The organism is Paenibacillus sp. FSL H7-0442 (assembly GCF_038593105.1).
In the GTDB taxonomy this organism is placed as follows: Bacteria; Bacillota; Bacilli; order Paenibacillales; family Paenibacillaceae; genus Paenibacillus; species Paenibacillus polymyxa_D.
This window is the reverse complement of sequence record NZ_CP151963.1, coordinates 5348157-5370327: the sequence shown is the minus strand read 5'-3', so window position 1 is coordinate 5370327 and position 22171 is coordinate 5348157. Positions and strand designations below refer to the sequence as shown.

The following is a 22171-nucleotide window of genomic DNA, read 5'->3' as shown; positions in this document are numbered from 1 at the left end:
TTTCCTCCTAGTGGGTGTCTGTTTTATTTTTACGTACCAAAAAAGGCATTCTTCCCCCAGAGTTAAAAATAAGTAGGGGAAAGAATGCCTCCGTGATTAAAAAATCAAAAATACGGTGACTGCTCTTAACACCTCCCTATCTTCCGTAGGTACTTGCGATGTTGTTAAAATAGGCAGGTCTCCTGACTTACGGATCATGACTCTCAGCATCCCTTCCCGGTCTGTCGACCAGTGGTTGTATGAACAGCTGAAAGTTCCCCGTTTACAGTGGCGGGACCGTGCCGGATTTGCACCGGCTTCCCTTTTAAGCCTGATCTGAATAGAACAGACACCTATCTCCAAGCTATGCGGTTAAGGTATGACGAATAATTATGCACTCGTATACTTGTTCACCATCATAAGTGAAACTTGCAGGATGCGCAATAGAAACTGCAATGGAATCTGTTAGGGATATGCAAAAAAAGACAAGCCTCATCCATGATGGAGACTTGTCCTAGATTAGATATAGCATTTGCCGAGTAACCTTCGCCTTAAGTCAATGAAACGGTGTAACCTGCCTGAATGCTGGCTTTTACATCTACTAGACGCTGATTGCGGCTGCCCCGGAAGGGAAGGGTCAGGTCCTTTTGCTGTTCTACAAAGCGACCATCCACAATCACATCGCACAAAAGTGCTAGCTCTTGTCGCTCCTGATCTGTGAGTAGATCTTCATAGACAAAGCCAGTGTAAGCCCACACGGTTCGGTCGGGACAGGCCGCACGGAAGTCGCGCACAAATTGCGAGCATTCTGCTGCTGAGAAAAACGGGTCTCCCCCGCAGAGAGTCAGTCCATCCAACAACGGATTATCCATGATGTCACGAATGACTTCCTGTTGTCGTTGGGGTGTGAATGGCTCACCTGCACGGAAGCTCCACGACGCTGGATTAAAGCATCCGGGACAGGCATGACGGCAACCGCTAATGAACACGACGGTGCGCAGGCCGTATCCTTCGTTCAGAGATTCCGGAATGTAGCCACACAAATTCACTTATGTTTCACCCGGTCTCGAACTTCTGCCTGTTTTGCAGCATTAAAGCGAACGGTATAATCCCCTGTCAGATATCCGGTTACCCGACGTAAGCGCTGAAAGTGTGTGTGCTCCTCATCTGTGCCACATTGGGGGCAGCTTGTCCCGATAATCCCTTCATAACCGCATTCTGTACAACGATCCACCGGATGGTTGATGGAGAAGTAGCCGATATTCTGATGCAGCGCGTATTGAACAATTTTAAGAAACGCATCCGGGTTATTCCGCGCATTACCGTCCAGCTCAATGTATGATATCGCACCAGCGTTGCATAGGTTATGGAACGGAGCTTCCAAGCTGATTTTACGAGCAGCCGGGAGCGTGTAATACACGGGAATATGAAAAGAATTCGTGTAATATTCTCGATCATTTACCTCAGGAATAATCCCGAAATCACGTTGATCCAGCAAGGTGAACTTGCCCGACAGACCTTCGGCAGGCGTAGCGAACAATGTAATATTCAAATTGTGATATTCACTCATTCGATCGCAATACACGCGCATAGAAGTGATGATTCGCTGTGCCTCGCGGTATACGAAATCATCCTCCCCGTGGTGTTTTCCGTATAGTGCCTTCATGCACTCAGCCAGTCCGATGAATCCGATCGAAAGCGTACCGTGTTTTAGTATGCTTCCCACCTTATCATCTGGCTCTAGTTGTTCTCCACCTTCCCATACCCCTTCGCGCATCATAAAGTCCGAGGCTTTGGCCGGCTGGCTGGTCTGGATTTGATAGCGATGGATTAGGCCATCCACCGCAATGCGCATAACTTCTTCTAGTCTCGCATCAAAGCGATCACGGTCAGGTGTCAGGCGTTTGCCTGTGCAAATACCATACTCAATGCCAAGCCGCACCAGATTAATGGTATTGAAAGAGAGATTTCCCTTACCACTCTGCCGATTTCTACCGAAACGGTCAGAAATGGTGCGGGTACGGCAACCCATTGTCGCTATAATGGTATCCGGGTCATCAGCACGGTAAAAAGGCAGGTTGAAGGTGGCATCCACATTCACAAAATTGGGATACATCCGTCTGCTAGAGCATTCTACCGCCCGTAAGAACAAATCATAATTGACGTCGCCTTCTGCCTGATTGATTCCCTCTTTGCATTGGAAAATATGCTGTGGAAAAATAGGAGTTTCCCCGCTACCCAAGCCGCGAATCGTGGCCTCCAGCAGCGATTGAGTAACAAGCCGTCCCTCAGCAGACGTGCACATTCCGTAATTCAGTGAAGTGAATGGAATCTGTCCACCCGCGCGACTGCTCATGGTGTTCAGGTTATGAATGAGCGATTCAGCAGCCTGTCGGGTTTCCGTCTCCGTCTCTTCGCGAGCGAATGCGTATGAACGAGGGCAGGCTTCTTGCAAATGGGGATTGGCCATATGTAGTTCATCGTCAGTCAGACTAGATTCTATCTCTTCCTCGAACAGCCGAAGTCCCTTGCGCAGATGCTTGCGGAAGGACCGGGCAACGTATGGGGCAAGGTCCCAATCTATTTTATTGGCGGAGACACCTCCGAATTGGCTATTTTGCTGAGACTGGAATATTATGGCAACTAGTGCCATGGCGGACATAATCGTTTGCGGTGTGCGTACAGAGCCATTGCCTGTATTGAATCCGTCTTGTAGTAACCGGCCAAAAGGGATAAAGATACAATTCGTAGTTCCGAGTGCGTATTGGTCCAAATCGTGAACATATACATATCCGTGATCAATCGCGTTCGTCAGTTCAGGCGGAAGTACCCGCAGGCGCGCATACCATTTGGCATACTCGGACCCAAGCTTGCTCATTTTGCCGCTGAACGATTCTCCATTCAAATTTGCATTCTCCCGCAGCATGTCCAGATCTTGTGCCCCAATGACCCGCTCGCCGATGTCGTATAATTGATGTTCCTCCAGCACCTTCATCGTAAAACCCTCCATATAGTAAAATATATATATTTTTCACAAAAACAACATATTGATGATATCTAGTGATAACCAATTGTTTCGATCTATATATTGTATATACGTATACATCGGGAGTATGTGACTATTGTCACATTAGCAAGAGCGGCCGACACGAAAAAGCCAGGTATAGAGTAAGGGGCACATCCGTAGATATGCGCCTTACTCTATACCTGGCAATCGAAGTTGTGACAAAAAAATGAATAGGGTCGTCGGTACATTGTGTATGATTTTGGGATATAGATTTAGAAGGTTTAGAGTAGCTTTTTCAACTGGGACACCCGGCCTTGGGAGATATCGAGCATTTCTGCATACACTTTTTGTGGCAGGTTCGGGTGATCCTGAATTAGCTTGCGAAGCTTTTTTACCATTTCACCTTGCTGCACTCTGGATTGCTTGGGCTGCCACGTTGTGTTGTTTCGGATCGGCTGGGTATGTTCTTGAGCCTGGATAGCATCATTGCTTGTGGCATGCACATTTTCATCGGTCTTTAATAATTGAATGCAATCAGCGCAGATAAAGCTGTCCCGAAAATAAGTTAAGTGATCCACCGCGCCGCAAAATTTGCAGGAGACACCCGTGTATTTTCTTAATACAAATCCTTCTTCATCTACGAAGAATTCAAGCGAATCACCGATATTGATATCCATTGTGGTGCGCATTTCCTTAGGGAGTACAATTCGCCCCAATTGATCCAGGGGCCTTGTCATTCCGGTATTTTTCATCAGCGCTTCCTCCTTCAATGATATATCCTGATTATACCAAAAAATATTATTTTTAGCTTTGTATATTGAAGGTAAAATGCAACTTTTTTTGTCTTTATGCTGCGACTCTCTTTCATCCAGTATAGGATGTTTTCGGTATTGTTGCCGGGATACTCCTTTTTAGCTATGATATATTAAAACGCTTTCATGTATGCCTTTTCATTATATTCTTAAAATGGGATAAGGAGATGACGGATATGAGTCATGAAACAACGGATATCGAATATTTATATCAAGATCCGAAGATTCATCTGGATGAGCGTGTACGGGATCTCGTGTCGCGACTAACCTTGGAGGAAAAGATCGAATCCATGTTGCAATACCAGCCGGCCATTGACCGATTGGGAGTCGCAGCTTACAAGCACGGTACGGAAGCGGCACACGGGATAGCATGGTTGGGTGAGGCGACTTCATTTCCTCAGCCAGTAGGATTGGCATGTACTTGGGATACGGAGTTAATGCGTCAAATCGGCTCTGTTATCGCAGATGAGGCGCGTGTCTACTATCATCGTGATCCTAAATTAAACGGTCTGACCCTGTGGGCACCTACGGTGGATATGGAGCGTGACCCAAGATGGGGACGCAATGAGGAAGCTTACGGCGAAGATCCGTATTTGACGGGAGAGCTGTCGAAGGAGTTAGTCAAGGGGATACAGGGCGATCATCCGGTATATTTGAAAGCGGTTGCCACTTTAAAACATTTTCTGGGTAACAATAATGAAGTGGATCGGGGAAGTGGCTCCTCCAGTATAGATCCACGAAACCTGCGAGAATATTACCTAAGAGCCTTTGAGAAGCCTTTTATGGAAGGCCGCGCCCAGTCGATGATGACTTCCTACAACCTGATTAATGGAACGCCTGCTACGTTATATCATGGGGTTAACGATATTGTCAGGGACGAATGGGGGATGGACGGCTTTGTCGTAAGTGATGCGGGTGATGTCATGGGGATTGTCAACGATCATCAGTATTACGATTCCCACACGCCAGGTGTGGCCGAATCTATTCGGGCGGGAATTGACAGCATTACAGATGATGCGGAGCTCTCCAAGCGGGCGATTCGAGAAGCTTTGGCACAAGGATCGCTGCAAGAAGAAGACTTGGATCGGGCATTGTTTCATACGTTCCGTGTCCGTTTTCGGTTGGGGGAATTTGATCCGGCTGCAGACAACCCCTATGCCTCGATCGGAGAGGAAGCTCTCGTGACAGAGCAAGCCCGTGAATTGTCGTTGCGTGCGGCGAGGGAGCAGATCGTATTGCTTAAAAATGAGCATGAACTCTTGCCATTGGACCCTGCCCGGTGTGGCAAAGTAGCGGTCATTGGTACGCATGGCAATGAGGTGTACCGCGACTGGTATTCCGGTACGCTGCCCTACCGGGTTACACCGCTGGAGGCGATTCGTACCAAGCTGGAAGGCGAGGACGAGAAGGAACGCGTCGTGTACCTTGATGCCAAGGATCGCGTGACCTTGACGGCGGCGAATGACGGATCGAAGCTCGCAGTTGATTCTTCTGGTGAGATGCGCCTATCCCAGGATGGAGACCCAACGGTATTGACCATGACGGATTGGGGCTATGGCAGTGTGACGTTACATGATGAGCATCTGGGTACTTACGTGACGAGTGATGAAATAACGCTTCGTGTGACAGCTGATGAAGCGTATGGCTGGTATGTCAAAGAGGTCTTTGGGCTGACTCCTGTTGGACAAGGAGAGCATCTGTGGACGACATGGAATGGAAAACCAGTCATTGCCGGAACAGAGGGCTCATTAAAGGTAGGGGAGGCTGAAAAATCCGCACTTAACGCTGTAGAGTGTAACGCCTCAACAGCCTCGACAGTTTCAGGACAGAGCCATACAACATTCCAGGTAGAGACGGTGTCAGATGGTTTAGCGGAAGCGATAGCCGCTGCGCAAGCGGCAGATACAGCAATTGTATTTGTTGGAAATCACCCGCTCATCAATGGAAAGGAAGAGAATGATCGCCCAGGCTTGGAACTGGCAGCTTCCCAGCAACGGCTTATCGAGGAAGTGTATCGCGTCAATCCGAATACGATTGTGGTTCTGACGGGTAGCTATCCATTTGCCATCCCTTGGGTTCAGGAGCATATTCCAGCGATCGTATACACGTCTCATGCGGGACAAGAGCATGGTACGGCAATAGCGGATGTGTTATTTGGAGATTACGCGCCAGCGGGGCGTTTGAACATGACCTGGGTTCAGAGCGAGGATCAATTGGGCGACATCAAAGATTACGATATTATTCGCGGTGGTCGTACCTATCAATATTTTGAAGGTGTATCCTTGTATCCATTTGGCCATGGATTGACGTATTCGCCTTTTGAATATAGTGACCTGCGTACAGATGCCCTGAAGGATAGCGTAACATCTATTGCTGCACTGGATGCCATGGATACGCTCCAGGTGTGGGTAGAGGTGACGAATCGGGGCGTAGCTGCTGGTGAAGAGGTTGTGCAACTCTATGTACGGCCTGGTGCCTCACGAGTAAAGCGACCATTGAAGACATTGTGCGGTTTTCAACGTATTCGCTTAGAGGCAGGTGAGACGCGAACGGTTTCCTTTACGATTCGGATGAAGGATTGGGCGATCTGGGATGTTACGCGGGATTGCTATTGCGTTGAATCGGGTGAATATACACTGCTGGCTGGTGCTTCCTCAGCGGATATCCGATTGGAGCACCCTGTGTACGTTCGAGGCGAAGTCATTCCACCACGCCAAGCCGGACGAAGTATCCGCGCTGAAAACTTCGATGATTGCTCCGACATCGTACTAGATGAAAGCAAGGAGCAAAAGGAGGCCTGTGTACGTCCGCGCACACCTCAACGTTCTGGTTGGATTGCCTTTCATGGCGTAGACATGGATACTGTGAGTGTGACCGAGCTTCAGTGCCGCGTGTCGGGCAACAGCAGTGATGCCACAATTGAGCTGTGTTTGGATGCACCCGATAGTGAAGCCGTGGCACGTGTGAACGTGGGCAATACAGGAGGGGCGCAAGCATGGGTTACACTCTCCGAAGCGGTACATTCAGTCTCTGGCATACGTGATGTATATCTGTTGTTGAGCGGGGAAGTGCGGTTAGCTCATTTTATTTTGGGCGATCATGCTACAGAGGATTCCGGCTTTCAGGCTTGAACTTACTTCTGACATCACGTACAATGCATTCAACGAAGTTTCTACAGCTTAGGGGTGTCATCTCATTTGAATAGTGAAAAAAGACTACGCACCGCAACGCCCAGATGGCTTGGGGTGGCGGTAAAGGCGCTTGTCTATTTGGAAAAGCACGGAGAACTCTGTGCCAGCGGTTCTATTGCCCGTTCCATTGACTGCGAAGTCACTTTGGTGCGCAGGGTGCTGACGCGACTTGTACAGGCAGATTTGATTGCAGCACGCGAAGGTCGTGAGGGAGGCTATGTGCTTACCCGTTCGGCCGACCATATTACACTTGCCGATATATACCACGCCATTGAAATATGTGATCCAATTTTCCCGGGTATGATGCATGAACCGGAAACCAATCCTTTTTGTGAGGAGTTGGCGATAGCCGTATCCGAAATTTTAGCCGAGAGCGAACGACGTATGCTGGAAGTATGGGGGGCCCATACGCTGGCTTCGCTTGCCAAGCGTACATCACTCGTGGTGGGGAAATGCAATCATAATGAAGATTCAAAATGATAATAGCCGATACGACTCTCAAGAGAGGGTTGTATCGGCTATTTCTATGAAATGGTCATGCCTCAAATTATATTTCATATGAGCAAACCCGGTTACGTCCTGCATTTTTAGCTTCGTATAGAGCTTTATCTGCCTGCTCCAATAGGGCTGCCCCGGACATATCTTCCCCGGTACCTGGAAAGGTTGTCACGCCGATGGACACCGTGACTTTAAGAATAAGCCCGTCCGCTAAAACAAACTCATACTGATTTACTCCGCTAAGAATTTGATTAGCTATGCGAAGTGCTTGCCGAAAAGCGCAATTCGGCAAGAGTACGGTGAATTCTTCTCCCCCGCTGCGGGTGACTACATCATTAGGACGACATTTTTCCATTAAAATCTGTCCAAGCTGGCGCAGCACTGCATCTCCTGCGGCATGTCCGTAGGTATCGTTGACTTCCTTGAAGTGATCAATATCTAACACCAGTACTGATAAATGCTCATGACGTTGGCGAGCTTGAGGGAGCTTCTCTTCCAATGAGAACTCAAGCTGCCTTCTGTTGCTTAAATTAGTGAGATGGTCTGTGTAGGAGGTATGCTCCAGACGAAGTAACAGCTCATTGGATGTGTTGATAGATTCAGCAATGAGGTACAGAAGACATCCACCGACCATGGAAATGAAGAATTGGAGCGGATACACGTGCAGAACATCATCAAGATTTTTCAAATTAATCATAAGGGGACAGAATATAATGCCCAAAGCAAAAACGTTCATAATCATCAGCTTGGGTAAACGTGACCAGGACAGATGTGACAATAAAGCGCACCCCAGGCCAACGAGTATCATAAAAATAGCGCCTACGATGGCTTGAGCGTTAATACCAAACAGCAATAATCTACCTATACATATAAACAGAGTAGCCGTGAGCGCTGCTGGGCCGCCGATGTAAGTGGCGGTAGCTACGATGGCCAGATGACGAAGATCGGCAATCGTATTAAATCCTACTGGAATTGAATAGTACATCATGACAATGCCGTAGCACCCAAAAAGGGCGCCTCCAATCCAATGTATCTTACGCTTCAAGGTGTGCAGACGGATTTTATATCTTTGTGATATGAGGCCGGTTATGTACAAAAAGGTGACAAGGATACAGGTATTTACAAAAAACGTACTGAACAAGATGTTAACCCTCCCGAGAGGCATATTTCTTCATTTTATCAAAAAAACTGACATTAAGCTTGCAAATGAAGAATTTATTGAAATTTATTACGCGGGTACGCTTATAACGTTTCGTTCACGTATTTGGTGCATAACTGGGAATAGATTGAGCATACTCCAAAGATACAAGAATAAGGAAAAATGGGCGGTATCTATTGCTGCCTTACTGGAGATGAGGTTTGCTCATGATTCGCTATCCCTATCGCAAACATAATAAAAAGTCGGGTGCGGGTAAGAACAATGGAAATTCTCCGCGCTATTTAAAAATCGAAGCTTGTTTGGAAACCAACTTGCGGCAAATTAAGAAATTGACGTCAGATAGCCCAGACTTTCTGATGCGTCGCTTTAAATTGGGGCTGAGGGCGGAGGTTCCCGCCGCTATTGTGTTTCTAGATAGTATGGCTAAAACGGATACGGTGAATGAACTCATCATGAGATCCATGCTTAGCCGCCCATCTGCTGAAGTGGCTGCTGAGGCGGAGAATGCAGAAGCGCTGTACGTAAGAATACAGAGTCATGCGCTTGCACTGGGAGAAGTGAAGGACTGCGATGATTGGAGTTCCATGATGGAACAACTGTTAATGGGGGACACGATCATCTTATTGGAAGGCTGCGAAAAAGCGATTGCGTGCGGCACGCGTGGGGGAGAGACACGCGCAGTCAGCGAGCCAACAACACAGACAGTCGTCAGAGGACCGAAAGAGGGATTTGTAGAATCCCTATTCACGAATATTTCTCTGGTCCGGCGACGGATTAAAAGCTCCGATCTTACACTGGAGATGTTCCAAGTGGGAAGCACGTCTCTCACGAATGTGGCCATGCTGTACATGAAGAACATTGCAAATCCAGGCGTCGTAGATGAGGTTCGTAAACGGATAGAAAACATCAATATTGACGCTATATTTGAGTCCGGCATGGTTGAGGAGATGATACAAGAAAATCATTTCACACCATTCCCAACGATTTTTAACACGGAAAGACCCGACACCATCAGCAGCAATATTATGGAGGGCCGAGTGGCGCTCATCGTAGACGGGACTCCGTTTGTACTGGTGATGCCTACAGTATTTGCCCAATTTTTTCAGAGTTCTTCGGATTATGAAGAGCGTTACGATATGGCGACTGTTGTTCGGCTCATTAGATATATCAGCTTCATTATTCTTATTCTAGGGCCTTCTCTCTACATTGCCTTAACAACATACCATTATGAAATGATACCGACTCCACTACTGATCAGCATATTGGCTCAGCGGGAATCCGTTCCTTTTCCGGCATTTCTAGAGGCGTTTATTTTGGAGATTACCTTTGAGATTTTGCGTGAGGCGGGTATTCGAATGCCGCGTGCGGGTGGTCAAACGGTTTCCGTTATAGGAGCGCTTGTGTTGGGTCAAGCGGCCGTGGAAGCCGGAGTCGTCACCCCGCTGCTCACAATTGTAGTAGCCCTGACGGGAATAGCCAGTTTCGCAATCCCAGCCTATAACATGGCAGTGGCCGGGAGATTGTGCCGGTTTATTTTCATGATACTGTCAGCGTTTATGGGGCTATACGGCATTACATTGGGGTTGATTGCGCTGATTGCTCATATGAACAGTCTGAGTTCTTTCGGGGTGCCCTACATGGCGCCTTTCAGCCCTTTTGTGCTGGAGAGTCAAAAGGATGCCGTATTGCGACTCCCGTTCTGGATGATGAGGAAGCGTCCTAAAAGCATTACATCTAAGAACCAGAAAAGAATGAAGGATGGAAGCGGGATTTCCTCTTCTGATAAAACCACACCGATGCAGGAGGGGGGCAATCAGGGTGTATCAGCGGAAGAGGAATGAACAAAGTGCAGTAACTTTTAAGAGGAGAATAGGGGGGCTGTGTTTGGTTTTACTACTGTTCGTTCCCTTGTTATCCGGTTGCTGGGATTCTGTGGAGTTAAACCAGAGAGCAGTAGTAGCTGGGATAGGAATTGATTTGGTTGGGGAGTCGGATTATGAGGTTTCCCTACAGGTGATCGTAGCAGATGAAATCGCCGGAGCCAAAGCGAGAGGAGATACTCCAGTCGTTTTGTATCGGGAAAAGGGAAAAAATCTGTTTCAAGCGCTCCGCAGAGCCTCACAAAGGGTTCCGCGGATCATTTCTTTGGCGCATACCAAACTGATCGTTATTGGTGAAAAGCTGGCACGGGCTGGAATCGGCGATATGATGGATTCTCTGGAAAGGTCTACAGAAATCCGGCTGCCGGTGAAAATGCTGGTGGCACGCGGTAATACTGGGAAGGATGTACTGGCAATCATGACCGCAATCGGTCGTATTCCCGCCAATGATATTTCAGGAAAGCTGGAAACATCGGAGCGTTTGTATGCCGGGGATTACGCGGTGACTATCGACGATGTGATTCGCAGCATGTCTCATAAGGGTGGCGGTCCTGTGCTGACGGGCATAGGGGTCAATGGGAATTTAGAGCAGGCCTCAAGCAAGAACAATGTGGACAATATTTTACCGAAAGCTATTGTTCATATTAAGGGAATGGGGGTGTTCAAAAAGGATCGGCTTGTCCGCTGGTTGGATGATGATCAGGCCATTGGACTGTCTATGATCAACAACAAGGTGAAAGGTGCCCAAACAACACTGAGCTGCGGTAAGGATAGGGAAACCATTGGCATCGAAACCTTGTTCTCTTCAACCAAGATACACACACGGATGGAGCAAGGGGAGCCTGTTTTTGTGATTAACCTAAAACAGACCGGGGCGGTACAGGAAGCCGAGTGCTCGATTAACTTACAAAGTCCGGAGGCGATGAAAAGACTGCAGGAGAAATGGACAGAGGAGACGAAAAAAGTGATCACTTCAACAGTCAGAGAGGTTCAGCGTACCCGTAGCGATGTAATAGGCTTTGGCCTTGCGCTGGAGAGGAGCTATCCCAAACAATGGAAAAGAATCTCTTCCGAATGGAGCCGTAATTTTGCGGAAAGCACCGTCCGTATTCAAGTGACTTCTGTACTGAAACACACTCAGTCGCGGACTAACCCATACTCCAAGGGGGAATCAGACTAGTGAAAATAGAGCAAGGAGGGAAGGCCATGAAAAAAAAGACACGGATAGGTGCAAAAGAGATGATCTCTCTTATGGTGTTGTTTGAGATGGGCACATCCATGATGTCTATTCCCGGAAGGAATGCGGGCAAGGATGCGTGGATCGCCATCCTCATTTCCACGGTTTTGGGGGCAATGCTTTTTGTATGCTATGGCAGCCTTCACCGACGTTTTCCCGACTTGCTAATGACACAGTACTGCAGAACCCTTTTGGGCAAGAAAGCAGGGAGTGCGCTTGCTTTTTTATATATCGTGTTTTTTCTTTACGGCGGAGCACGGGATCTTCGGGACACGGGGATCCTGATTGCCGACCGGACGCTTCAGCATACGCCGTTGACAGTCATTTGTGCCTTAATGATTGGACTTGTCATGTATGTGGTGTATTTGGGAATCGAGGTTGCAGGCCGGACGGCCATTATCATGTTAATTTTGCTGCTACTGCTGGGCCTGGCTACGAATATATTAATTTTGTTGGCAGGCATTGTAGATGTCGGCAATATATTGCCCATAGCCGAGCATGGCTGGCAGCCGATATGGCAAGTTGTTTATTCGCAAGCCGTGATGCTACCGTACGGCGAGATGGTTACGTTTGCGATGATTCTCCCCACATTAAAAAAAGGCTATCGTGCCAATGGGGTAGGGGTCTCTGCTATATTGCTGGGAGGGCTGCTCCTGTCTATTGTTACACTGTCCAATGTGCTTGCACTGGGGGAAGATGTGTTCAAACGGGCGACTTACCCGCTGCTCTCGATGATCAGCAAGGTCGAAATATCTGATTTTATCGACAGAGTCGATGTCATCGGCGTTATGAGCGTTATTATCTTTGATTTTTTTAAAATTTTCATCTTCTATTATGCCGCGGTTAAAGCCGCAGAGGATGTATTGAGAGTGTCTTACCATAAACTGATCCTGCCATTTGGGATTATCATGTTAGTCTCTTGTGTATTGATGGCACTGAGCTATCAAGATCACCTTCAAACAGGCGAGTTAGTGCTGAAATGGCTGTTTCCGATATTTGCCGTGTTTTTTCCTATCTTGCTGCTAATCGTGTCGTGGCTGAGAAAGACCCGGAATAAAAAAGGAGAGGAAAATGTCTCATGAGTCATCGTCTTGCCGACAAAAAATACATCGGTACCGGTCAAATGCTCATTTTGATGTTCCATTTTATTCTGGGAGATGTGGTCATTATTAATATGGATAGTGAATATGAACGGAATACATGGATTGCCACTTTGAATTTGGACGACTGTCCCTCATCTATATTCATCCATTATTTGTTTGCGTTTTCCCTTGTTTATTCTTTCTGATGGCTCTGTTGCGGAGAATCAGAGGAAGAAGTAGGAACTTTGAGGAAACGTGACCATTGTGAGAACAGGAAGCGAAATGCGTTTCCTCTTGGCTTTTTGCCCACATTTATAAAGAACACTATAAGCATTCCTGCCAGGACGACATATTCTGATGGTCGCATAGTGAAAAAAGCCAATGAAATAGGCTCCCAAGGATGATGAACACCAGAAAGCCATTTTATCGATATACTTGTTCCGAGCATTAGCAGCATAAAGAGCGTGAATATCCACACTATCTTCATAAAATATCCCTCCGATTATAAATAAGCTAAGCATGTACTCCTGTATACATTGTGTTGCAAAGCCGTTCAATTTATCCGATACCATTGACTTGAAATAAATTAAGATTTATACTTATTCTAAATTGATCTTTAATATGATTGTAAGTTTGTAATTAATATAATCTGCGTTGGTTAAGGGAGGTGCGGTATGAGAACTTTAAATTTAACTTCGCAGCGCCAAGCGGTATATGATGTGGTTCGTGAAGCTCACGATCATCCTACTGCGGCCGATGTTATGAATCGGTTGATGGAGCGCGGATATAATCTGGCCTATGGAACGGTATATAATTCACTGCGTTATTTGACGGATAAGGAATTAATCCGTGAATTGAAGCTGGGGGAAGCTGCGAGTCGCTATGACGGGCGGATGGACGATCATCAGCATATTATTTGTCAGGTATGCGGCCGAGTAGATGAAGTGATGAGTGAAGTCCCACATGATTGGATTGACACGGTTGCGCATGAAACGGGGTATAATATTGCCCATGCCCATGTCGTATTCGGAGGAGTGTGTAAGGAATGTCAAAGCAAGCGAATCAGATAACAAATCGTTTCAAAGTGGCTGACATGCCTAGACGGGTGAAGGGCAGTTGGACATCGATGTTAGCTGCTCCCTCTACACCTACGGTGCAGACCGTTCCTTCCAATGAGCCCTTGTATTGTCCAACTACACGTCGTATCATTCTGATCAGTTCGGTACCGGGTGTAGTTCACGGGTTGGTGCGTACGCTGTCAGATGCGTGTTTTGATGTGATGGTTTTCCATCGCTGGGAACCTGAAGTGCAGCGTCATCTGGGAAGCGATCTCTTGATTTACGATTTGACCGCTACCGAACCACAGAGTGAATTACTGGATATTCGCAATCGTCTTGAGGTAGAACACATGAAAGACACACCAGTTATGTACGTGGTTCAGGATCGGGTGTCTGTACATGCTCATGAGCTGCTTCCTTCAGAAGAGGTGCTGGTGTGGCCGCTGGCTTCCAATCATATGGTGCATGACATTGAACGGATGATTGTACGCCATCCTGCAACTTCCCGTCAGGCAGCGCAAGCCAGCCGTCGTACGGTGTTCAAGGACATCTGGATTGACCGAGATAAAATGCTGGTATATAAAGAAGAGAGTCAATTGAATCTGACTAAAACAGAATACGATTTGCTGCTGAAGCTGATTGATGCTCAAGGCAAAGTGATCTCCCGCGAGCAAATGATGCACGATATCTGGGAGACGGATTTTGTAGGCGGCAGCAACGTTGTAGATGTGCATGTCAAAAGTTTGCGCAAGAAGCTGGATGATCGGCCTGCAGAACCTGAATATATTGCAACCGTAAGAGGTGTAGGATACAGATTGGCAGATTGAACTGAAAGTTATGAATACCGATGAATTTCCGCCGGATGGAGACATTCGGCGGTTTGTATATGATTCCATGAAGAAACTGACATTAGGTGTGACGGTTGACTTTGTCAGGAGATATACACTACAATCGGTAGTGTGAGGTGCTTCTTATGAAACGACTGAATTTTAAAGCTGGCGAAACCGGGCTTAACCGATTTTTCGGACCTCTGGAAGCCAAAATTATGGATATTTTATGGTCCACTTCGGATCGGAGTATCAAAGAAGTGCAGACCGCGTTGGAGGGGGATCGGGACTTTAACTTCAATACGGTAATGACCGTGATGAACCGTTTAGTGGAAAAGGGAATACTGAGTAAGAGTATACGTGGGAGAACGTCTTTATATCGTCCAGTTTTAAGCAGGGAAGAATTCATGGATGAGCAATCCAAGGGACTGAGTCACGAATTGGTGGACGAATTTGGTCCGCTTGCTGTCAATCATATGATTGATGCTCTGGAGGTGGCCGATCCGAAGTTGATCGAACGTCTGGAACAAAAAATTAAACAATGGAAAAAGGATATGTAGCGATGTGGAAAACACGTTCTAAATTACTGTTTACAGCAGGCGCCTTGATTTCGGGTTTCGCCCTTATACAGATGGGTATGTACGCCGGACAGCATGTTTTCGGCTGGAAATTGAATTATAACGTGTTTCAAATTTGCAGAAGTTTGTTACAGCATTACGGAATCGGCTACATGGTGGATGCGCTCAGCGGGCTGGTTTTCGTTACCTTCGCTATCGCCGGAGGAGAAGCAGTCAGACAGTGTATGGCTACCAGGGCAGCTTTTCGCAGACTGCACCGAATGCGTGACCTGCCGCTGACCGAAGCACTGGGTGAGCGATATGGTGAACTCGGGACCGATCGGATATGGGTCATTGATTATGCCAAGCCAGCCGCCTTCACCATGGGATTATGGAAGCCACGTATTGTATTGTCCTCTGCACTATTGTCTGTACTGGACAAACACGAAGAAGAAGCTGTCATATACCATGAAGCCTATCATATGAAACATTATGATCCGTTGAAGACCTGGTTGCTGCAAGTATGTGCTAAACAGCTGTTTTACTTGCCGGTGCTACGTCACATTACCCATCATTATAAGACGGCCCGTGAAATTTTGGCTGATAACGAAGCGATTCATCGAGCGGGTTCACCAGTTGGGATTGGGAGCGCATTGCTCAAGCTTCTGAGTATGACGCCTGCCAATACTCGCCTGGTAAACTCCGCCGCTTGTTCCTCGTTTGCAGAAACGTCCATTAACTATCGTATCTCACGTATTTTAGACCCTCAGCAAGAACCTGTCATTCAAATGCCTTGGCGTTCGATTATGTTTTCCAGCTATGTGCTAGTGATGTTGACACTTATGTTTGCACTGGCGCTAATCTAAGTTTGGCAAGATGTTTCCTACAGGTGGCGCTTTTTGCGCTACCGATTCTCAATGTGTAGTACACTACAGTGTGTAGTTTATTGCAGAATTTTTATACAATTTAAAAGGAGATGAGCAAATGAATCAAACGCTTATGAATATTGGATTATTGTTGGTACGGATTTTTACAGGGGTTATTTTTATCGTTCACGGTGCACAAAAGTTTCAGGGACTAGACGGAACCTCCGGCTTCTTCCAAAGTATCGGACTCCCTGGCTGGATGGCTCCTGTGGTCGCTGCGGTTGAACTGGTTGGGGGTATTGCACTGGTTCTGGGAATCGGAACACGACTGGCTGGAGCGGCATTGACCATCGTTATGATCGGTGTATTGCTAACGGCTAAAAAAGGACAGCCTTTTGGCTCGATTGAATTTGATCTGCTGATTCTGTTCACCAGCCTTCAGCAAGCGCTTGTCGGTGGACGCTTTCTGGCAGTGGATCAGTTATTTGGCCGTAAAAAGGCTGAAAACATTAACGTACAGGTCTAAATGTTCATATAACCGCGTCCTTAGTCTTATAGGGCGCGTTTTTGTTTTTCCCCTTTGTGAAATTTCATTGTAAATCATTTGCTACTTTCAACCGATATAACTAACACGGAATGTAATTCAAATATATCGTTTTATGAGCAAAGGGGAAAAAACATGGGAACAACGCGAAAGAGAAAAACGATATGGACACTCAGGAACAAGCTAAGTTTAGGCTTTTTACTTGTTTTGCTGATTCCGAGCTTAAGTATTTCCATTGCGACCTATAAATCATCATATAATGCTATGGAAAAACAGCTCCACGGCAGTGCGAATCAGGGGGTAGCGACAGCTAACTCAATTATTGAATACGCAATCGCCAGTAAAATTAAAGATGCGAGTTATTTAGCGGAGCGTCTGGACGGCTCGATGATAGATGGTCGAAACAGCCCTTTGATTCAGCCGAAGCTGATCCAATACAAGGGTTTGCACGAAGATGCCACGGATATTTTTGTTGGTACACCGGAGGGGCTGATGATTCGGGGGGTGCCCAAGGAGGATGAAGGGACTTTTGATCCTCGCACACGCCCATGGTACATCGAAGCGATGAAGCAGCCCGGTAAGGTTGCAATTACGCCTGTTATCATTAATTCATCGGGTATTCCTGTTGTCGTAGTATCTCAGACGCTTTCCGACAAGTCCGGGGTTATCGGGATTTCTCTAAATCTGGAAAGTGTACGTAAACTGGCCTCCATCAAAGTGGGCCAGGAGGGGTATATCATTATTTTGGATCATACGAAGAAATTTGTAGTCCATCCTACGGCTAAACCGGGCTCATCTCCACAGGAGAAAGTGCTTGATACGTTGTATACTGCGCCGAGCGGGAACTTTAAATATATGCATGAAGGTCACGAAAAATATTTGACCTATGTAACGAATACGGATACTGGTTGGAAAATTGCGGGTACCTTCTATCAATCCGAGATTAGCGATGCCACGGCTGCCATGCGTTATGTAACCATTTTTGTGCTGGCTGGCTCATTGGTGATTGCGCTACTCGCGATTTTCCTGATCACCCGTTCTGTTCTGGTACCAATTCGTAAGCTGCAAAAATCAGCAGAACGAATCAGTGAAGGAGATTTGACGGGCGATTTGGAAACCGGAAAAACGGATGAGGTGGGCGAATTGTCTTCTCACTTCCAAACCATGGTCGACAGTTTGCGTACGATGATTCGAAGCGTACACGAAACGACAGATCGGGTAAGTTCTTCAGCGGAGGAGCTGGCTGCGGGTGCAGATCAGACAACCCAAGCGATTGAGCATGTCACCATTGCTATCCAGGAAGTAGCTGTGGGCAGCGAACGTCAGGTGCAGAGCGTTAAGCACGGTTCTGTAAATATGGAGGAGCTTGCTCAGCAAGCAGCGAACGTATCCGAGCGTATGGTGGGCGTATCTGAACATGTGAAGATGAACGCCGAGTCGGCTCAGGAAGGCAGTAAGGCTGCTACGCAGGCTGTACAGAAGATGCATGACATCGACGAGACCGTTAACGATCTCGGACAGGCCATGGACTCTCTCAATGAGCGTTCCGGTGAAATCGTGAATATTATCAGCGTTATATCCGGTATTGCCAAACAGACCAATCTGTTAGCTCTGAATGCGTCCATTGAGGCTGCACGCGCTGGGGATCATGGTAAGGGATTTGCCGTGGTCGCTACGGAGGTGCGTAAGCTGGCTGAGGAATCAGCAAAGTCGGCTACTTTGATCTCGGAGCGCATTGAAGCGATGCAGGTGGATATGAATCATGCTCTGGGCGCTATGCATCAAGCGCGGACACGGGTGACGGAAGGCATTGATTCGGTAACCACGTCTGAGCAATCCTTTGCGGAAATCAGCCAAGCCGTGGAACGAGCTATGGGGCATATCAATGACATTACGGGAGTGACTCAGGAAATGGCACGAGGGACTGTAGGTGTCGTAGATATTATGAGCGATATTGCCCACATTTCGGACGAGGCAGCGAGCAACACCGAGTCGATCTCAGCAGCAGCTGAGCAACAGCTTGCTTCTATTGAGGAAATTGCTTCATCTACAGCGGACCTGAGCCAAATGGCAGAGGAATTGCGCGAACTAGTTGGACGTTTTCAGGTTGAAGGAAAATCCTAAAATGATAAAAAGCGCCCGGATACAGGAGATTGTACTCTGTATCCAGGCGCTTTTTTAATGTTTTTAGCATAATTTTTGGTTTGCAGAGTTAGAAGTTAACGTTGGAAGGACTTGCGGCGGTCCAGACGGAAACGGACATCCCGTGAGTCGGAAGGACGCAGCGAACTTCTCTGAAACATATTGTTCAGAATCAGTGCGAAAATGACTAACACTGTCCCATATAGTTCAAAACGGCTAATAGCATAACCTTGGAAGTACATGAGTACCAGCGTGGTAATCGGTACAAAGTTAATAAATAGAATTCCGTTCAGTGGAGATAGCTTTCGGATTCCGGCATTCCAGCTAAGCAGGGCCGCTAACCCTGGAAGCAGGATCATAAAGCTCATTTCGTATTTAACTGACCACACAGCCTGCCAGTCCGGCACCACAATCCCGTTGAAAGCAGAGGCAAATGTGACGACTACGAAGGAGACGAGAGTTCCGAGCAGGCAGGTTAGGGTTGAATACCGAAGAGTAGACCATCCTGCAAAATGGCTGCCTCCCATGGAATATACGACCCATCCGACGACGCCTACGAAAATAAGCAGCAGCGGTAGCAAATGTTGTCCGGCAAGTGTGAAAAAGGTCCATTTTCCGTTCGTGATCACCAGTAAAGCCCCGGCCAGCGCAATCACCATGCTGATTAGTGTATATCTCGGAGGCATTTTACGGGTCATGACCCACACCATCGCAATAGAAATCATCGGCATTAGCACTTCCATTATAGAGGCAACCAGAGTGCCTGCTGCCCCCATCGCGTGCTGTCCCTGGAAAACGGCCATATTATAAATGGTGAATCCCATGGTCCCGAAGAATAACAACGTCTTGCCCTTGCCCTCAAAGCGAAATGCAGTCCTTCCCTCTTTGAGCCACAATAGTACGACTAAAATGAGTGTAACCGATAAATAGCGCAAAAATGAAAAGTACAGTGGATTGATGTGTTGTAATGCAATGTGCGAAACCGGAAACATCGCCCCCCAGGACATACTGGCGATTAGGCATAATAAAGATCCGGTCATGATTTGTCTGTTCATGGTGTGCAAAAGCTCCTCCTTGCCGGTCTCAGCGGACATATCTTATGGACAACATCATAAAGGATGGGAAGCTGTTGGTAAAATGATTGAAAATAAACATTATGATCATTTAAAATGATAATAAGTGACAAGGCGCGTCAATTTTGATGGCCCCTTACCCTTCACAATAAGGAGGAGCAGTAGTGGATCTGAACGATTTAAACATTTTCCAGACGGTGGCTGCGCATGGCAGTGTCAGCAAGGCCGCAGCCGAGCTTAGTTATGTCCAGTCCAATGTAACGGCCAGAATCAAGCTGCTCGAAAAGGAACTGCAAACACCTTTATTTAATAGACATAAGCGGGGAATGATCCTCAATGCCGAGGGCAAGCGTCTGCTGCAATATACGAAAAGCATTTTATCGCAATTTGAGGAAATGAAACATGCGTTTCAGAATACCTCTGCACCTTCGGGGGTACTGGAGATTGGCATTGTGGAGACTGTCATTGCCCTCCCGGCCATTTTACATGCTTACTATAGCAAGTACCCGGATGTCGAGTTGTCCCTCAAGGCTGGGGTTACAGAGTCTCTGGTGCAGGAGGTTGCAGAAATGCGGCTGGATGGAGCCTTTGTGACCGGGCCGGTCAAGCATCCGCTCATTGAACAGTTTGATGTATTTCAGGAAAAGCTGGTCCTTGTATCCCAAGGAGATGATTTTTCCGTTGAGGATCTCACGACTCGTCCGCTTCTCTTATATAAAAAAGGCTGCGGCTACCGGGGACGGCTGGAAACCTGGCTCAAAATGGAAGGAATTATTCCCAAACAGATTATGGAGTTTGGGACATTTGAGACGATTATCGGCAGTGTGGCGGCTGGTATTGGAATGACCGTATTTCCCGAATCTTCGATCAGCGGGCTGGTGTCTCAAGGCCTTGTGTGCGGTCATGCAATGCCTGAGCCGTACAATGAAGTAACAACGGTGTTTATCCGACGTAAGGAAGCCTTTGTTACCAGTACCTTGCAGTCTTTTATAGATGAGATTATCACTCAGACAGAGGCGTAGCTTTATCGCTTGGGCTCGGGTACAATGAGAGGGATTTGATCTCATTTTTCTTCCTGAAGGAGGGCTATTATGTTTACAATATATCCGGCGGCTTCCCGATTCAGCTTCGATAAGGGCTGGCTGCGGGGGAGTCACAGCTTTTCATTCGCGGAGTATCAGGATGAGAACAATACAGCGTTTGGTCCTATGCGTGTCTGTAATGACGATGTCATCACACCGGGACGGGGCTTTGGGGCGCATCCGCACAGTGATATGGAGATTGTTTCGATTGTGCTGTATGGGGAACTGCGTCATGAAGACAACCGTGGACATGTAGCAGTGACCCGTTTTGGAGGCATTCAGCGAATGTCAGCGGGCCACGGCATCATTCATACGGAGCACAACGCATCACAAACGGAGGATGTCAGTCTGCTGCAATTGTGGTTTAGCCCGCATACGAGAGGACTGAAACCGTCATATGAGGCCACAGCGTTCAATCCTGAGCGTCTGCACGGTCAGCTTCTGCCTGTCGTTGCCGGAAAACGTGTACCGGGCACAGAGGGTGAAATTGCTGCAATCAACCAGGATTTAACGATTTATTTAAGCAAGCTTCAGCCTGGAGAGCAAGTAGAATTCACACAGGCCGAGGGGCGACGCGTGTTCCTGTTCGTCATTGAAGGCTCACTGCGTGTGAACGGTGAACATATTCTGCAAGGGCGCGATTCAGCTCGTATTGAGCAGGAGCCAAAGCTAGCACTGGAAGCAGAGGAGTCTGCTTTTTATATGTTGATTGATTTGCCCTAAAAGGAGGTGCGCACATGGCGCAGCAGGAAACATGGCTGATCAAGCATGCCGTCACGGGACGTAGCTTTGCTGACAGCCGCAAGCAGGTTTTCGATTGCCGTTTGGAATCGGTGGACGGCGTGTTTCGCTTCACGCTTCAAGGGCTGCCGCGTGGGACGGCGGAGGCGATTGTGCGTTATAGCGGGGAGTTGAACGTATTTCGTTTTGTAACGCCGGTAGATGATGGACCCGTGGTGAAGCATTGGTATTACGTCACTCCGGAAAGCGTGGAATATCATGATCAGACAGATGAGCTTACGTTCAAAGCTGGTTCTGAGATTGAATACCATCCCGAGGAGTATTGGGGAGATTAATCATTCCTTTATCATAAATCTTCAGATATATAATGGATTTTTCGAAGGCCCTGCATCATTGCAGGGTCTTTTTGTTATCCGTTCAACATGTTGAGTTCATT

The 22171-nt window shown here is 47.3% G+C and carries 21 protein-coding genes and 1 riboswitch; of the genes, 15 read left to right on the top strand and 6 right to left on the bottom strand.

What is annotated here, in order from left to right; translation table 11 throughout:
* Positions 1-154: 154 nt before the first annotated feature.
* A riboswitch (cobalamin riboswitch) is annotated at positions 155-351 on the bottom strand.
* A gap of 179 nt (positions 352-530) precedes the next feature.
* The 3 genes from nrdG to MHH57_RS23705 all read right to left on the bottom strand — a co-directional run bounded on the left by nrdG (position 531) and on the right by MHH57_RS23705 (position 3738).
* Entirely contained in the window at positions 531-1028 is a 498-nt protein-coding gene (gene nrdG / locus MHH57_RS23715; RefSeq protein WP_039271699.1) for an anaerobic ribonucleoside-triphosphate reductase activating protein, read from the bottom strand.
* Positions 1025-2974: an anaerobic ribonucleoside triphosphate reductase gene (locus MHH57_RS23710; RefSeq protein WP_029518614.1), complete on the bottom strand. Its 1950-nt coding sequence runs from the start codon at positions 2972-2974 to the stop codon at positions 1025-1027. The genes nrdG and MHH57_RS23710 overlap by 4 nt, the downstream gene beginning before the upstream one ends.
* Before the next feature lie 293 nt (positions 2975-3267).
* Positions 3268-3738 carry an AbrB/MazE/SpoVT family DNA-binding domain-containing protein gene (locus tag MHH57_RS23705; RefSeq protein WP_029518613.1) on the bottom strand — a complete coding sequence of 157 codons (471 nt, stop codon included), beginning with the start codon at positions 3736-3738 and terminating at the stop codon, positions 3268-3270.
* 236 nt (positions 3739-3974) lie between these two features.
* On the opposite strand from MHH57_RS23705, the gene MHH57_RS23700 reads away from it, so the two are divergent.
* The gene (locus tag MHH57_RS23700) at positions 3975-6929 is read left to right on the top strand and encodes a glycoside hydrolase family 3 C-terminal domain-containing protein (protein ID WP_209947721.1); all 2955 of its coding nucleotides are present in this window, start codon (positions 3975-3977) and stop codon (positions 6927-6929) included.
* A 66-nt stretch (positions 6930-6995) separates the two neighbouring features.
* Entirely contained in the window at positions 6996-7469 is a 474-nt protein-coding gene (locus tag MHH57_RS23695; RefSeq protein WP_029518611.1) for an Rrf2 family transcriptional regulator, read from the top strand.
* Positions 7470-7536: 67 nt separating this feature from the next.
* On the opposite strand, the gene MHH57_RS23690 is transcribed toward MHH57_RS23695, so the two are convergent.
* Positions 7537-8628 (bottom strand): diguanylate cyclase, encoded by a 1092-nt coding sequence (locus MHH57_RS23690; protein ID WP_165145995.1) that lies wholly within the window; start codon positions 8626-8628, stop codon positions 7537-7539.
* Between the two features lie 224 nt (positions 8629-8852).
* Between MHH57_RS23690 and MHH57_RS23685 the strand changes: the two genes are divergently transcribed.
* Genes MHH57_RS23685 through MHH57_RS23670 form a run of 4 tightly spaced genes read left to right on the top strand, consistent with a single transcriptional unit; the run spans position 8853 to position 13051 of the window.
* On the top strand, positions 8853-10487 hold the full coding sequence (locus MHH57_RS23685; RefSeq protein WP_165145998.1) for a spore germination protein: 1635 nt from the start codon (positions 8853-8855) through the stop codon (positions 10485-10487).
* A gap of 43 nt (positions 10488-10530) precedes the next feature.
* Positions 10531-11706 (top strand): Ger(x)C family spore germination protein, encoded by a 1176-nt coding sequence (locus MHH57_RS23680; RefSeq protein WP_342434600.1) that lies wholly within the window; start codon positions 10531-10533, stop codon positions 11704-11706.
* A 26-nt stretch (positions 11707-11732) separates the two neighbouring features.
* Positions 11733-12845: a GerAB/ArcD/ProY family transporter gene (locus MHH57_RS23675; RefSeq protein ID WP_029518607.1), complete on the top strand. Its 1113-nt coding sequence runs from the start codon at positions 11733-11735 to the stop codon at positions 12843-12845.
* Entirely contained in the window at positions 12842-13051 is a 210-nt protein-coding gene (locus tag MHH57_RS23670; RefSeq protein WP_029518606.1) for a hypothetical protein, read from the top strand. The genes MHH57_RS23675 and MHH57_RS23670 overlap by 4 nt, the downstream gene beginning before the upstream one ends.
* Here MHH57_RS23670 and MHH57_RS23665 read toward each other — a convergent pair.
* Positions 13039-13332 (bottom strand): hypothetical protein, encoded by a 294-nt coding sequence (locus MHH57_RS23665; protein ID WP_049817035.1) that lies wholly within the window; start codon positions 13330-13332, stop codon positions 13039-13041. The two genes, MHH57_RS23670 and MHH57_RS23665, sit on opposite strands and share 13 nt — an antisense overlap.
* A gap of 187 nt (positions 13333-13519) precedes the next feature.
* Between MHH57_RS23665 and MHH57_RS23660 the strand changes: the two genes are divergently transcribed.
* The 6 genes from MHH57_RS23660 to MHH57_RS23635 all read left to right on the top strand — a co-directional run bounded on the left by MHH57_RS23660 (position 13520) and on the right by MHH57_RS23635 (position 18821).
* Positions 13520-13915, top strand: coding sequence for a transcriptional repressor (locus tag MHH57_RS23660; protein ID WP_023990809.1), 396 nt, complete (start codon positions 13520-13522; stop codon positions 13913-13915).
* Positions 13891-14730, top strand: coding sequence for a response regulator transcription factor (locus MHH57_RS23655; RefSeq protein WP_025720336.1), 840 nt, complete (start codon positions 13891-13893; stop codon positions 14728-14730). Before MHH57_RS23660 ends, MHH57_RS23655 begins: the two co-directional genes overlap by 25 nt.
* Before the next feature lie 146 nt (positions 14731-14876).
* The gene (locus MHH57_RS23650) at positions 14877-15290 is read left to right on the top strand and encodes a BlaI/MecI/CopY family transcriptional regulator (RefSeq protein ID WP_013312429.1); all 414 of its coding nucleotides are present in this window, start codon (positions 14877-14879) and stop codon (positions 15288-15290) included.
* Positions 15291-15292: 2 nt separating this feature from the next.
* Positions 15293-16153 (top strand): M56 family metallopeptidase, encoded by an 861-nt coding sequence (locus tag MHH57_RS23645; protein WP_029518605.1) that lies wholly within the window; start codon positions 15293-15295, stop codon positions 16151-16153.
* A gap of 118 nt (positions 16154-16271) precedes the next feature.
* Positions 16272-16679, top strand: coding sequence for a DoxX family protein (locus MHH57_RS23640; RefSeq protein WP_029518604.1), 408 nt, complete (start codon positions 16272-16274; stop codon positions 16677-16679).
* A gap of 153 nt (positions 16680-16832) precedes the next feature.
* Positions 16833-18821, top strand: a complete 1989-nt coding sequence (locus MHH57_RS23635; RefSeq protein WP_318627968.1) for a methyl-accepting chemotaxis protein — start codon at positions 16833-16835, stop codon at positions 18819-18821.
* A 95-nt stretch (positions 18822-18916) separates the two neighbouring features.
* Here the strand turns inward: MHH57_RS23635 and MHH57_RS23630 are convergent, their stop codons facing one another.
* Positions 18917-19894, bottom strand: a complete 978-nt coding sequence (locus tag MHH57_RS23630; RefSeq protein WP_245248900.1) for a DMT family transporter — start codon at positions 19892-19894, stop codon at positions 18917-18919.
* 182 nt (positions 19895-20076) lie between these two features.
* Here MHH57_RS23630 and MHH57_RS23625 point away from each other — a divergent pair, with 182 nt between their 5' ends.
* The 3 genes from MHH57_RS23625 (at position 20077) to MHH57_RS23615 (ending at position 22070) form a co-directional block, all read left to right on the top strand.
* Positions 20077-20934, top strand: a complete 858-nt coding sequence (locus MHH57_RS23625; RefSeq protein WP_039271679.1) for a LysR family transcriptional regulator — start codon at positions 20077-20079, stop codon at positions 20932-20934.
* Positions 20935-21003: 69 nt separating this feature from the next.
* A complete protein-coding gene (locus MHH57_RS23620) occupies positions 21004-21717 on the top strand; it encodes a pirin family protein (protein ID WP_069012100.1) in 714 nt (237 codons plus the stop codon).
* Positions 21718-21731: 14 nt separating this feature from the next.
* A complete protein-coding gene (locus MHH57_RS23615; RefSeq protein ID WP_069012102.1) occupies positions 21732-22070 on the top strand; it encodes a hypothetical protein in 339 nt (112 codons plus the stop codon).
* Positions 22071-22171: the final 101 nt, after the last annotated feature.

Coding starts and splice junctions, on each gene's coding strand:
- MHH57_RS23710 (WP_029518614.1), bottom strand. CDS start 2,974: ATGAAGGTGCTGGAGGAACATCAATTATACGACATCGGCGAGCGGGTC.
- MHH57_RS23685 (WP_165145998.1), top strand. CDS start 8,853: ATGATTCGCTATCCCTATCGCAAACATAATAAAAAGTCGGGTGCGGGT.
- MHH57_RS23635 (WP_318627968.1), top strand. CDS start 16,833: ATGGGAACAACGCGAAAGAGAAAAACGATATGGACACTCAGGAACAAG.
- MHH57_RS23640 (WP_029518604.1), top strand. CDS start 16,272: ATGAATCAAACGCTTATGAATATTGGATTATTGTTGGTACGGATTTTT.
- MHH57_RS23645 (WP_029518605.1), top strand. CDS start 15,293: ATGTGGAAAACACGTTCTAAATTACTGTTTACAGCAGGCGCCTTGATT.
- MHH57_RS23705 (WP_029518613.1), bottom strand. CDS start 3,738: ATGAAAAATACCGGAATGACAAGGCCCCTGGATCAATTGGGGCGAATT.
- MHH57_RS23630 (WP_245248900.1), bottom strand. CDS start 19,894: ATGAACAGACAAATCATGACCGGATCTTTATTATGCCTAATCGCCAGT.
- MHH57_RS23700 (WP_209947721.1), top strand. CDS start 3,975: ATGAGTCATGAAACAACGGATATCGAATATTTATATCAAGATCCGAAG.
- MHH57_RS23650 (WP_013312429.1), top strand. CDS start 14,877: ATGAAACGACTGAATTTTAAAGCTGGCGAAACCGGGCTTAACCGATTT.
- MHH57_RS23660 (WP_023990809.1), top strand. CDS start 13,520: ATGAGAACTTTAAATTTAACTTCGCAGCGCCAAGCGGTATATGATGTG.
- MHH57_RS23675 (WP_029518607.1), top strand. CDS start 11,733: ATGAAAAAAAAGACACGGATAGGTGCAAAAGAGATGATCTCTCTTATG.
- MHH57_RS23665 (WP_049817035.1), bottom strand. CDS start 13,332: ATGAAGATAGTGTGGATATTCACGCTCTTTATGCTGCTAATGCTCGGA.
- MHH57_RS23670 (WP_029518606.1), top strand. CDS start 12,842: ATGAGTCATCGTCTTGCCGACAAAAAATACATCGGTACCGGTCAAATG.
- MHH57_RS23655 (WP_025720336.1), top strand. CDS start 13,891: ATGTCAAAGCAAGCGAATCAGATAACAAATCGTTTCAAAGTGGCTGAC.
- MHH57_RS23615 (WP_069012102.1), top strand. CDS start 21,732: ATGGCGCAGCAGGAAACATGGCTGATCAAGCATGCCGTCACGGGACGT.
- MHH57_RS23620 (WP_069012100.1), top strand. CDS start 21,004: ATGTTTACAATATATCCGGCGGCTTCCCGATTCAGCTTCGATAAGGGC.